Origin of the sequence: Streptomyces sp. NPDC127092 (assembly GCF_042722475.1) — a bacterium.
GTDB lineage: Bacteria > Actinomycetota > Actinomycetes > Streptomycetales > Streptomycetaceae > Streptomyces.
The window spans coordinates 38,282-49,820 of record NZ_JBHXFE010000012.1 but is presented as its reverse complement, the minus strand read 5'-3'; the positions used below and the strand labels follow the sequence as shown (position 1 = coordinate 49,820).

At 75.5% G+C, this 11,539-nt stretch carries 10 protein-coding genes; 4 read left to right on the top strand and 6 right to left on the bottom strand.

Going from position 1 to position 11,539, the window contains the following annotated elements:
- Positions 1-17 precede the first annotated feature (17 nt).
- Positions 18-1,742 carry a bifunctional 3'-5' exonuclease/DNA polymerase gene (locus tag ACFWJO_RS12630; RefSeq protein ID WP_386864705.1) on the bottom strand — a complete coding sequence of 575 codons (1,725 nt, stop codon included), beginning with the start codon at positions 1,740-1,742 and terminating at the stop codon, positions 18-20.
- Positions 1,743-1,916: 174 nt separating this feature from the next.
- Positions 1,917-3,188 (bottom strand): LuxR C-terminal-related transcriptional regulator, encoded by a 1,272-nt coding sequence (locus tag ACFWJO_RS12625; protein ID WP_386864704.1) that lies wholly within the window; start codon positions 3,186-3,188, stop codon positions 1,917-1,919.
- 191 nt (positions 3,189-3,379) lie between these two features.
- Between ACFWJO_RS12625 and ACFWJO_RS12620 the strand changes: the two genes are divergently transcribed.
- Positions 3,380-4,303 carry an NADP-dependent oxidoreductase gene (locus ACFWJO_RS12620; protein ID WP_386864703.1) on the top strand — a complete coding sequence of 308 codons (924 nt, stop codon included), beginning with the start codon at positions 3,380-3,382 and terminating at the stop codon, positions 4,301-4,303.
- A 257-nt stretch (positions 4,304-4,560) separates the two neighbouring features.
- The gene (locus ACFWJO_RS12615) at positions 4,561-5,016 is read left to right on the top strand and encodes a DUF4265 domain-containing protein (protein WP_386864800.1); all 456 of its coding nucleotides are present in this window, start codon (positions 4,561-4,563) and stop codon (positions 5,014-5,016) included.
- Positions 5,017-5,050: 34 nt separating this feature from the next.
- Here ACFWJO_RS12615 and ACFWJO_RS12610 read toward each other — a convergent pair whose 3' ends face one another.
- The 4 genes from ACFWJO_RS12610 to ACFWJO_RS12595 form a co-directional block, all read right to left on the bottom strand.
- Positions 5,051-5,539 (bottom strand): DUF1877 family protein, encoded by a 489-nt coding sequence (locus ACFWJO_RS12610; protein ID WP_386864702.1) that lies wholly within the window; start codon positions 5,537-5,539, stop codon positions 5,051-5,053.
- A gap of 173 nt (positions 5,540-5,712) precedes the next feature.
- The gene (locus ACFWJO_RS12605) at positions 5,713-7,773 is read right to left on the bottom strand and encodes an FtsX-like permease family protein (protein ID WP_386864701.1); all 2,061 of its coding nucleotides are present in this window, start codon (positions 7,771-7,773) and stop codon (positions 5,713-5,715) included.
- Positions 7,767-8,753 carry an ABC transporter ATP-binding protein gene (locus ACFWJO_RS12600; RefSeq protein WP_386864700.1) on the bottom strand — a complete coding sequence of 329 codons (987 nt, stop codon included), beginning with the start codon at positions 8,751-8,753 and terminating at the stop codon, positions 7,767-7,769. Before ACFWJO_RS12600 ends, ACFWJO_RS12605 begins: the two co-directional genes overlap by 7 nt.
- 131 nt (positions 8,754-8,884) lie before the next feature.
- Entirely contained in the window at positions 8,885-9,697 is an 813-nt protein-coding gene (locus ACFWJO_RS12595) for an NAD(P)H-binding protein (RefSeq protein WP_386864699.1), read from the bottom strand.
- A gap of 94 nt (positions 9,698-9,791) precedes the next feature.
- On the opposite strand from ACFWJO_RS12595, the gene ACFWJO_RS12590 reads away from it, so the two are divergent.
- Positions 9,792-10,196 (top strand): winged helix-turn-helix transcriptional regulator, encoded by a 405-nt coding sequence (locus ACFWJO_RS12590; protein ID WP_386864698.1) that lies wholly within the window; start codon positions 9,792-9,794, stop codon positions 10,194-10,196.
- Entirely contained in the window at positions 10,193-11,524 is a 1,332-nt protein-coding gene (locus ACFWJO_RS12585) for a DUF2786 domain-containing protein (RefSeq protein ID WP_386864697.1), read from the top strand. The genes ACFWJO_RS12590 and ACFWJO_RS12585 overlap by 4 nt, the downstream gene beginning before the upstream one ends.
- The last annotated feature ends 15 nt before the right edge of the window (positions 11,525-11,539 follow it).

Genomic DNA, 11,539 nt, shown 5'->3' with positions numbered 1-11,539 from the left:
AGCGCGGGACCGGCCCGTCACTTCGCGTCGGCGTACCGCTCGACCGTCGCCGTCGTGAACGGGAACCGCACCGGCGTGTCCCCGAACGCGATCCTCCCCGCCTCGTCGCCCGCCGCCCTGATCGCCTCCGTGACCGCCGCCGCCTCCTCCGCCGGACAGTGCACGATCACCTCGTCGTGCTGGAAGAACACCAGCTCGGCCCGCATCCCGGCGGTGGCGCGCCGCAGCGCCGCCAGCATCAGCAGCGCCCAGTCGGCGGCGCTGCCCTGGACGACGAAGTTACGGGTGAACCGGCCCCGGGCGCGCGCGTCGCTCGACGCGTACCCGGGGACGTAACCCTCGGAGCTCTCCGCGCCACCCGGCCCGGCCCCGGCGAGGCCGTCCTGCGGGATGCCCGCCTCCCCGTCCTCGTCCGCGCCCACCGCGCGCGGGCTGGTCCGGCCGAGCCAGGTGCGGACCAGCCGGCCCTCCTCGCCCGCCTTCGCCGCCTCGTCCACGTACGCCACCGCGCGCGGGAAGCGGCGGCGCAGAGCGGCCAGGTTCTTCAGGCCGTCGCCGCTGGTCTGCCCGTAGATCGCGCCGAGCAGCGCCAGTTTGGCGTGGGCGCGGTCGCCGGAGAAGGCCCGGTCGGACAGGCGGGTGTAGAGGTCGTCGGGGTGCCCGGCGACCTCCATCAGGCCCGGGTCCCGGGAGATGGCGGCGAGCACCCGCGGCTCCATCTGGTCGGCGTCGGCCACGACGAGCCGCCAGCCCTCGTCGGCGACCACGGCCTGCCGTATGACCTTCGGGATCTGCAGCGCCCCGCCGCCGTTGGTGGTCCAGCGGCCGCTGACCGTGCCCCCCGGCAGGTACTCGGGGCGGAAGCGGCCGTCGCGCACCCAGTCGGCCAGCCAGGACCAGCCGTGCGCGGTCCAGATCCGATAGAGCTTCTTGTACTCGACGAGCGGCGCGACCGCCGGGTGGTCGATCTCCTCCAGCTCCCAGCGGCGGGTCGACCGCACCCGGATCCCGGCCTGGGCGAAGGCCTTCAGCACGTCGGCGGGCAGGTCGGGGCGCACCCGGCGGCCGAACGCCGCCGACACCTCGTCGGCCAGCTCCGCGAGCCGACGCGGCTCGCCGCCGCCCGCGTACCGCTCGCCGAGGAGCTCCCGCAGCAGCTCCCGGTGCACGTCCGCCCGCCAGGGCAGCCCGGCCCGGTGCATCTCGGCGGCGACCAGCATGCCCGCCGACTCGGCGGCGGTGAGCAGCCGCATCCTGCCCGGGTGCTCGGCCCGCTCGTGCCGGCGCTGCTGCTCCGCGTACACCTGGAGCAGCGCGTCGAAGGGCGGTGCGGCGGCGGTGGTGGTCGCCGCCGGTTCGAAGAGGGAGTCCTGCGCGGTCGGCTCCGCGGCCCGCGGCGGCGGGTCGGGCGGCACCGGCGCGTTCCGCAGCCGGGCCCAGGCGGCCGCGGCCGAGCGGGGCTCGCCGAGCCGCCCCTCGTGGCCGAGGAGCAGCTGCTCGGCGTCCTCCACGTCGTAACACCGCTCGACGCGCACCCCGGCCGCGAGCAGCCGCGGATACACCTCGGCGGTCGACCGCCACACCCAGCGGTCGACGTCCGGGCGCGAGCGGACCGCCGCCACCAGGTCCGGCTCGCGCCGCACCTCGCCGGTGGGCAGCCCGTCGGCGCCGAGGGGGACGAGCAGCGCCCCGTCGGCGCCCGGCTCGGGCGCGAGTGCCCACCGGCCACGGCATTCGTTCACGGGTGCGAGTCTGACACCTGCCACTGACAATCGGGCGGTTCGCCCGCTTATGGCGGAGCCGGTCCGTTCTGCGCCGGCCTGGCCTGCGCCTGGTGTCGGTCCGGCGGCGAGCCCCCTGTCGGTCCGGCCGTGGGGGCTCCTGCGTCCGCCCGGCGTGTGCCCGGCGCCCGTCCCTCAGGCCGCCTTGTGGAACAGTGCCGCCGCCTCGCCCCGCGACCCGACACCCAGCTTGTTCAGGATGTTGGCGACGTGGAACTTCACCGTGGACTCGCTGATGTGCAGCTCCTGCGCGATCTGCCGGTTGCGGTGCCCGAGCGCCAGCCGCGTCAGGACCTCCACCTCGCGCTCCCCGAGCCCGCTCAGCGGGTCCATCGCCGCGACCGGGGCCTCCGGGGTGGCGAGCGGGACGACCGCCGTCATCGTCGTGCCCCAGCCCGGCACCGCGTCCATCTCCAGGTGCCCGCCGAGCACCTCGAGGCGGTCGGTGACACTGCCCGCGCCGAGCGGGCAGGCGTCGAGCAGGCCCGGGCCGTCGTCGCGGACCGAGGCGCGCAGCTCGTGCTCGGTCAGCCGCCAGCCGACGTGCACGCGGGTGACCGACTCCTGCTCCAGCATCACCAGGAGCAGCGCCCGCACGATCGCCCGGGCGCCGTGCGCCACGTCGCCCGGCAGGCTTCGGGTGGCGTCCGGCCCTTCCGGCGGGCCGAGTTCGAGCCGTACGGGGCTGTGCCGCAGCATCGGGCGCAGCCCGTCCGCGAGCCGGGCGAAGGCCTCGAAGGCCGGCTCCTCGGCGATCGACCTGTCCCGGTCGGACGCGGCCCGCAGCTCGATCAGGGCCGAGACCGCGAGCTCGGTCGCCGTCGCCCGCGCCGCGGAGTCGTCCAGGGAACGGCTGCGCAGCACCCCGAGCACGCCGGAAAGGGCCGCCGCGTGCGCCGTGCTCAGCTCCGCCGTCACCCGCGCCCGCGTGTCGGCCGCCGCCCGCGAACGGGCGAGCGCGCCCGGCAGCGCCTCGCGCGCGAACCGGTCGAAGTGGCTGGTCACCAGGTCCCACAGGAGCTGCGCGACGGCCAGCTCCGGTTCGCCCGCCGGTGCGGCGCCATCCTCCCGTACGAGCACGAGGACCGAGCCGCGGGCCGTGGCGTCACTGCGCACCGCGACTACCTCCCGCGCCGCCCCGCCGACGACGGCCCGGCCCTGCCAGGGCCGGCCCGGCACGCCCTCGGCGAGCAACGGGGCCAGCTCGGCGGCGGTGATCGGCAGCACGGGCGCGTCGGCGTCTGTCCGCTTGAAGGGCGAGTGGGCGCAGTGCGTGGACAGTTCGGCGGCGACCCGGTGCGGGATCAGCTCGTCGAGCACCTCGGAGAGGCGGGGAAGGATCGCGCCCAGCGGCTGCCGGATGACGTCGTGGGCGGCCAACAGGGCGCCGGTCGCGGTGAGTTCCATGGTCGTCAAGGGTACGGACGCGGGCGTCCGGGTGCCCGTCCTTTCGGCCAGGTGCGACTGGCCGTTCGACCGGCGGGGGAAGGGTGGTGCGGGGCGGAGGCTGGTGATCGACCGGCAGCGGCCGGTCAGCGACCGGAACGGCCGGTCGGCGACCGGCAAAGGCCGGTCACGACTTCTGGGGGAGCGGAACCATGGAAGCAATCGTGTACGAGGAGTTCGGCGGCGCCGAGGTGCTGCGCCACGAGGCGGGCGTCGCGGTGCCGCAGCCCGGCCCGGGCGAGGTGCGGGTGAAGGTGGTGGCCGTCGGCGTCAACCCGCTGGACTGGAAGCGCCGTCACGGCTGGGTGGAGGAGTTCTACCCGACCACCTTCCCGGCCGTCCCGGGCCTGGAGTTCGCGGGTACGGTCGACGCGCTCGGCGAGGGCGTGACCGAACTCGCCGTCGGCGACGAGGTGTTCGGCTGGACGAAGACCGGCGCGTACGCCGAGTACGCCCTCTCCGACACCTCCGCCGTCGTCGCCAAGCCCGCCGCCCTGTCCTGGGAGCTGGCCGCCAGTGTGGTGGTCGCCGGCGAGACGGCCCGGCGCGTGCTCGACCTGCTGGCGGTCCGCGAGGGCGAGACCCTGCTCCTGCACGGCGCCGCCGGAGCCGTGGGCGCGCTCGCCGCGCAGCTGGCCGTCGCGTCCGGCGTGACGGTGCTGGGTACGGCGTCGGAGCGCAACCACGCCTTCCTGCGCGAGCTCGGCGTGCACCCGGTGACGTACGGGGACGGGCTCGGCGACCGGATCCGCGCGACGGCCCCGCAGGGCGTCGACGCGGTCTTCGACGCGGCGGGACGTGACACCCTGCCGCTCTCGATCGAGCTGCTCGGCGGGGAGAAGTCCAGGATCGTCACCATCGCCGCCCCGGACGCCGCCGAGCACGGCATCGTCTTCTCCGGTGTCACCGTGGAGGCGCCGCTCGCCCGCCGCTGGCTGACCGAACTCGCCGACCTCGTCGTCGAGGGCCGGCTGCGGCTGGACATCGCGGAGGTGCTGCCCCTGAAGGAGGCCGCCCGGGCGCAGGAACTGAGCGAGGCGGGCCATGTACGGGGGAAGCTGGTGCTGCTGCCGTAAGCGGGCTCCGGCGGCGTGCGGCGGTGTGCGGCGGTGGCGTTCGGCCTGGCCCGGAGTACGGGGGTTTCCGGGCGGCGACGGCGGAGGTGGGGCACAGCCCTGCGGAGGCGGGCTGCGAAGGCGAGGGCTAACCTCGCGGAGTGAGCGACACACTGGCCAACGCCACCGCCGACGCCACTGCCGACGCCGACTCCGACGGCACCGCCGATACCGCAGCCGTCCCTGGCGACCGCGACCGCGACCGCGACCACGACCGTATCAAGATCTGGTTCCGCTTCGTCCCCCGCGAGGGCTGGCTCCCGCAGGACACCGAGGGCCTGTGGGCCGTCCCGGTCGGCGCGGACACCGCCCGGGTGGTCAACGTGCCGTTCCTCCAGGACGGCGTGGCCGAGGGTGACGTCGTGCGGTACGCGACGGACGCCGAGGGCAGGCACTGGGCGACGGGCCGGGCGGAGGCGTCCGGCAACGTCACGATCCGCGTCCTGCCCGAACGCTTCGGCCCGCTCGGCGCCGACGCCCGCGCGGTGCACGAACGGTTCGCCCGATTCGGACTCGGCGGCGAGTCCTTCAGTGCGGCACTCCCGCTGGTGGCCCTGACGGTGCCGGCCGACGCCCCGATGGCGGAGATCAAGGCGCTCCTCGTACGGGGTACGGAGGACGGCTGGTGGCACTGGGAGACGGGCTGCGCGACGGACACGTGGAACGCGGCCTGAACCCGGGCCCGGCGCGCGCTCGAGCGGGCCGGGCCTAGAACCAGCCGGCCTTGACGACGGCGTGGCCCGCGGCGGCGGCCCGGGCGTAGAAGGCCCGCAGATCCTGGTGGTGGCCCTGGAAGATCCGGCGTATCCGGTCGGGGTCGGCGGACCAGCCGGGCCCGAAGGAGCTCAGGATCCGCGCGCCCGCCCGTGACCAGAGGTCGTCGAACGGGACGGCGGCGAGGAAGGCCGCGGCCCGGCCGGCCTCGGCCGGGTCCATCAGCATGAGCGGCGGGTGGGGGAGCCCTCCGGCCGGCGGGTCCGCCGGCTGACGTCCGCCGAACACCGGCAGCCAGGCGTCGGCGTCCTGGCACTCGGCGTACATCTCGTGGAGCAGGCGGTAGTCCTTCTCGATCGAGTGGGCGATGCCCGCCGCGTACTCGACCTCGTGGTGGTCCCAGGCCACGCCCATGAACGCGGTCAGCCACGCGTAATCGTCCCGGATGTCCGTCTCCGCCGCGGCACGCAGATGCAGATGCACGCCGGCCCCCCTTTGCCCGTCCATGCCTGTGCGGGCACGTTATCCGCCACCACTGACAGCCCGCCGGGCCAGGCCGGACCCGCTGGGAGACGGGGCTTGCGACAGGCGGGACGGGACGAGGACCCGGCTCCGACCCCAGTCCCCGTCCCGTCCCGACTTCCCAGCCTCACCCCTCAGCGCGTCCGGCGCCACGCGGGAAGCACCGCGGCCCCCACCGCGACCACCGCGCACGTTCCCGCCGCGGCGGCCACCGTGGCCCACGGGAGGGTCAGCGCGACCGGGGCGGCGAGCGAGGCGAGTGCTGCCGTGAGGCCGCCCAGACACAGGGCGGCGACGCCCAGCCCGAGGACCGTGCCGATGCCCACCGCGAGCAGCGACTCGCCCGCGACCACGCGGAGGATCTGCGCCCGGGTGGCTCCGGCCAGCCGGAGCGAGCGGAGCTCGGGGCCGCGCACCGAGGTGGCCATGAGGAGGGTGTTGGCGAGCGCGATGACCGTGTAGACGAGCGCGATCCCGAGCACGAGCACCAGCCCGAGCCGCGTCTGCGGCGACCCGGCGGCCCAGATCTCGGCACTGGGCGCGACCGCCGTCTCCGCGACGGCCGCCTTCCCGGCCGGCGTCTTCGCGACGGCCGCCTTTCCGGCCGGCGCCTCCGCGACCGCCCCCGGCGCGTTCGCCCAGGTCACGTACGGTTCGTTGCCGCCGGCGCCCAGGGCGAGGACGGCGGCGACGCGCAGGCGGATAGGGCCCTGGCCGTTCGCGAGCCAGACGTCAACCCGGTCGCCGACCGTGTGCCGCTCGAACTCCTCGTTCACGACGATCGACCGGTCGTCCAGGTCCCGCAGGTCGCCCGCGACCACCGGCAGACGGGCCTCCGCCGCCCAGCGGGCCGGGTCGGGGACCGCCCGGGCCGGGTACTTGACCAGGGCGGCGGCTCCGTCCCGTACGAACACCGAGGTCTCCGCGCTGCCCGTCTGCCGGCCCGCCTCCGTCGCCCGGGCGGCGCTCACCGTCGCCGCCGAGCCGAGCAGCGTGCCCGCCAGGGCGACGGTCACCAGGACCGGGGCGGCGACGGCGGCGGTACGGCGTACGGCGGCCGCGCTGTTCTCGCGCACCAGCAGCGCCGTCGCCGACGCGCCGGGAAGCCGTACCGCCCGGGCCAGCGGGCGCACCAGGGCCGGGGCCAGCAGGGCGACGCCCGTGATCAGGAGCATCGGCTGGGTCGTGTACGTCTTGCGCTTCAGGAGCTCGGAGGGATCCGTCGCGTACGTCCACGCCAGCAGCGCGAGGCCCGTGAGCAGGAGTGCCGCGCCGCACAGCGCCCGGCCGAGCGGCAGCGCGTCGGTGTCGACGTCCGCCTCGCGCAGCGCGGCCGTCGGTCCGACCCGCCCGGCGCGCCGCGAGGCGGCGAGGGCGCCCGCCCCGGCGACGGTCACGCCGGTCCAGAACGCCGCGTGGTACGGCCACGAGACCGCGGAGGTCCCGATCGTGAACCACGACGGGGCCACCTCGCCGTCCACCAGCGCCCGGGCGAGCCGCGGCGCGCCCCACGCCCCGAGCAGACAGCCCGCGGCCGAGGCGAGCACTCCGACGGCCGCGGCCTCGGCGAGCAGCAGCCGCCGCACCTGGCCGGGTGTGGCGCCGGCCGTGCGCAGCAGCCCGTACTCGCGGCGCCGCAGCGCCACGGCGAAGGCGAAGGTGGAGGCGACGACGAAGACCGAGACGAAGGCGGTGACGCCGCCCGAGGTGCCCAGCAGGGCGTTGAGGGTGACGAGGGCGCGGGCGTCGCGGGCGGCGTCGGGGTCGACCGCCCTGCGTTCGGCGCCGGTGAGCACCCGGGCCGCCCGGTCGCCGACCGTCGCGCGGACGACGGCCCGTACCTCGTCGGCGGGCCCGTCGACGCCGACGGCGTCAGGGCCGCCGGAGGTGGTGACGGTCCAGCGGGCGCGCAGCTCGCGCAGCAGTTCGGTGTCCACAGGCTGTGGACGGTCGAGCGGCGCGGTCACGACCGCCGTGTCAGGCCCGCGCCGCACCTCCACGGACAGTCGGTCCTGACCCTGTACGACGACGGGCGAGGACGCGAATCGCACCGGCGCGCGCTCCGGCGCGCCGACGGTGGCGGAGAGCCCGAGACCCATGACGGTCAGGAGCCCCACACCGAGGGCGAGTGCGGTGAAACCGCCGAGGAAGGAGGCCCAACGGGTACGGAGCCCGGCGAGGACGACGGTCAGCACGGGGCACCGCCCGTCAGGGTGGTGGGAGCGGCCGGGGACGCCGGCGCGGACGTTGCCGAGGGTGCGGACACCGGCGCGGGCGTGCCCGCCGTTCCCGCGGCCGTACCCGTGGCCGGCCCCGCCATGGTCTCCAGGCCTGCCATCCGGGCCGCCACCGCCTCGACCGTCGGCGCGGGCAGCTCGCCGTGGATGCGTCCGTCGACAAGGAACACCACGCGGTCGGCGCGGGCCGCCGCGACCGGGTCGTGGGTGACCATGACGATCGTCTGGCCGTCCAGGTCGACGAGTTCGCGCAGCAGGTCCAGGACCGCACGGCCGGTGGTGGAGTCGAGGGCGCCGGTCGGTTCGTCGCCGAAGAGGACGGCGGGCCGGGTGATCAGGGCGCGGGCGAGCGCCACGCGCTGCTGCTGGCCGCCGGACAGCTGGCCGGGCCGGTGCCGCTCGCGACCCGCCAGGCCCACCCGGGCGAGGGCGTCCCGCACCTCCGCCCGGGACGGGCGGCGGCCCGCGAGCCGCAGCGGAAGGGCCACGTTCTGGGCAGCGGTGAGGGCGGGCAGCAGGTTGAACGACTGGAACACGAAACCGATCCGGTCCCGTCGCAGCAGCGTCAGCCGCCGCTCGCTCAGGCCCGCCAGCGGGATGCCGTCGATCTCCACGCTGCCCGCCGTCGGCCGGTCGAGGCCGGCCGCGCACTGGAGCAGCGTGGACTTCCCCGAGCCGGAAGGGCCCATGACGGCGGTGAAGGTCCCGGCGGGGAGGTCGAGGTCGACGCCGTCGAGTGCACGGACGTCCCGGTGGAACCGCCGCAGCCCCCGCAGACGTACGGCGACGCGCACGCCGCTGCCGGCGGCGCCGACGCCGGGGAACGCGCCGGAGCCCGCGACGGGGTGGGAGGCGGGGTCCGAGGAGGAAGCCGGAGCCGGGTCCGAGGAGGAAGCCGGAGCCGGAGCCGGAGCCGCATTCGAGTGCGTGGAAGTCATGCCTCCAGCGAACCGTTTCCGCCCGCCCCGATCACGACCACCAGCGGGCGTCCAAGGGGTAGTGCCAGCCCTACCCTCCGCCTAGGCCTCCAGGCCCCCTAGCCCCCAGGCCCCCGTACCGCTACGCCCCCCTACGCCCCCCGCACCGCCACCACGAACACCTCCAGTGCGTCCAGCGGTTCGCGTCCGAGCAGCGCGCGCAGGTCGCTCTTCACGCCGCTGCCGTCCATGAAGCCGAACGCGATCGCCGAGTACGTGCTCGCCAGCATCGGCACCTGGAACGGCTGCGCCCCCGACGCCGCGATCGCGGTACGGGCCTCCGCGAGCGTCACCGGCTCGTACGTGGCGCCCAGCGCCTCCGCCAGTTCGGCACCGCCCAGCGCGCGTTCGCCGACGAGCTCGTAGACGCGGCCCGCGTGCGGCGCCGGGTCGGTGGCGACGGAGACCGCGATGTCGGCCAGGTCGGCGCGGGCGACGACGGCGAGCCGGCCCTCGCCGAGCGGGCCGGTGATCCGGTTGTCGGCGTCAGGGGTGGCGATCCAGGTCAGGAACTCGGCGTAGAGGCCGTTGCGCAGGATCGTCCAGTTCAGCGTGGACCGCTGGAGCCGCCGCTCGGTCCAGCGGTGCGCCAGCGCGTACGTGACGTGGTCGCCGTCGCCGGAGAGGCTGGTGTAGACGACGTGGCCGACGCCGGCCGCCTCGGCGGCGGATATCGCGGCCTCGTGACGGGCGACGACGACGTCGTCCTCCCCGTAACCGGCCGAGATCAGCAGCAGCGTGTCGATCCCGGCGAAGGCCTCGGGCAGCGTCGAGGGGTCGTCGAAGTCGACGAGCCGGGTGCCCGGCAGCCCGGCCCGGGTGCCGAGGACGACGTCGTCGCGGCCGGCGACCCGCTCCGCGACGAGCGAGCCGAGGGCGCCGGAGACTCCGGTGACGAGCAGCATGGTTTTCCCCCTGAGAACCGAGAATGGGTGGTGCAGGCGAGGTGCCTGGGACCATCGTGTCGGTGCGGGCACGATCTTGGAAGGAGGCACATTGATGTCGGAGGGGCACACCGGTGTAACCGCCACCGGCCCGGCGGAACCGCTCGTCAGCTGCGCCGAGGAGTGCGGCGTACGGGACGTCCAGGACCGGCTCGGCGACCGGTGGACGGTCCACGTGGTCGTCGAACTGGCGGCGGGACCGCGGCGGTTCAAGGAACTGCAGCGCCTCGTCGACGGCGTCTCCCAGCGCATGCTGACCTTCACGCTGCGCCGCCTGGAACGCGACGGGCTCGTCAGGCGGGAGGTGTTCCCGACCACGCCGCCGCAGGTCGAGTACTCGCTCACCGAGACCGGGCACAGCATGACGCACCTGATCAAGCAGCTGATCGACTGGTCGCTCGACCACCGTGCCACCATCGCCCGTGCCCGCGCGGAATGGGACGCGAGGCACCCCGCATGAGCGCCACGGATCCGGCGGGCACGGTGGCGGAGGCGCTGAAGGCGCTGTACGACACCTCCACCCACGCGGAGGACGAGGCCGCCGGCGGCAAGGGCGGCAAGGGCGGCGAGGGCGGCAGGGGCAGTAAGGGCGGCAAGGGCCGCAAAGACGGTAAGGGCCGCAAAGACGGTAAGGGCCGCAAAGACGGTAAGGGCCGCAAAGACGGTAAGGGCCGCAAAGACGGTAAGGGCGCCGGGCGTCGGCGCGGCGACGCCGACCACGGCCTCGACGCCGCCGCCTCCCGCCTCGCCGCCGATCCCGCCGCCGACGCCGAACTGACCCGCCAAGGCGAGGAGTTCGTCCGCACCCTGTGGACGCGCGGCTGGCAGCCGGCCGACCTCGTGCGCATGGCCCGGCGCGAACTCGCCGACGAGCACGCACGGTTGCTGACCACCCTGATCAGGTCCGAGACCGCGAGCTACGAACGCCTTCCGCACCGCTGGCAGGCCCAGCTCGACGCGCTGGACACCGACGAGTGGACGGCGCCCGACCGTTTCTCGTACGCCACGGCCGTCCTGGAGCTGTACCGGCTGCTCGTACGGCTGCCCCGCCTCGACGCCGTCGGCGCCGTGCCCGGCGAGGCGCTGCCGCCCCCGACCGCGGGCGAGCCGAAGCTGCTCACCAGGATCAGGGCGCTGCTCGCGAAGGCCGAGGCCACGACGTACGCGGAGGAGGCCGAGGCCCTGACCGCGAAGGCGCAGGAGCTGATGGCCCGGCACAGCCTCGACGAGGCGAGCCTCGCGGCGGGCGCGCCGGCGCCCGAGACGCCGGGCGCGATCCGGATCGGCGTGGACCCGCCGTACGAGCAGGCGAAGGCGATCCTGCTGGACGCGGTGGCGACCGCGAACCACTGCCGGGCGGTGTGGAACGAGGCGTACGGCTTCTCCACGGTCGTCGGCTTCGAGGCGGACCTCGACCCGGTCGAACTGCTCTACACCTCGCTGCTCGTGCAGGGCACGGCGGCGATGACCCGGGCGGAGGCCGAGCAGCGGGCGGCGGGCCGCAAGCGCACCAAGTCGTTCCGCCAGTCGTTCCTGCTCGCCTACGCGAACCGCCTCGGCGCCCGCCTCGCGGCGACCTCCCGTCGCGTCGCCGCCGAGACGCCGACCCTGCTCCCGGCCCTCGCCTCGCGCGAGGTGGCGGTCTCCGCCCGTACCGACGAGCTCTTCCCGGAGACCCGCACGACCCGCGTACGCGCCGCCTGGGACGAGGCGGGCTGGACCCACGGCACCTCGGCGGCGAACCGCGCGGGCCTGGGCCCCCACCCCAAGGGCGAGATCCGGGACTAGAGCAACCCCCACCCC

Bases quoted from the DNA above. Each gene is read 5' to 3' on its own strand.
- ACFWJO_RS12595 (WP_386864699.1), bottom strand. From the start codon at position 9,697: ATGCTGCTCGTCACCGGAGTCTCCGGCGCCCTCGGCTCGCTCGTCGCG.
- ACFWJO_RS12585 (WP_386864697.1), top strand. From the start codon at position 10,193: ATGAGCGCCACGGATCCGGCGGGCACGGTGGCGGAGGCGCTGAAGGCG.
- ACFWJO_RS12590 (WP_386864698.1), top strand. From the start codon at position 9,792: ATGTCGGAGGGGCACACCGGTGTAACCGCCACCGGCCCGGCGGAACCG.
- ACFWJO_RS12625 (WP_386864704.1), bottom strand. From the start codon at position 3,188: ATGGAACTCACCGCGACCGGCGCCCTGTTGGCCGCCCACGACGTCATC.
- ACFWJO_RS12600 (WP_386864700.1), bottom strand. From the start codon at position 8,753: ATGACTTCCACGCACTCGAATGCGGCTCCGGCTCCGGCTCCGGCTTCC.
- ACFWJO_RS12620 (WP_386864703.1), top strand. From the start codon at position 3,380: ATGGAAGCAATCGTGTACGAGGAGTTCGGCGGCGCCGAGGTGCTGCGC.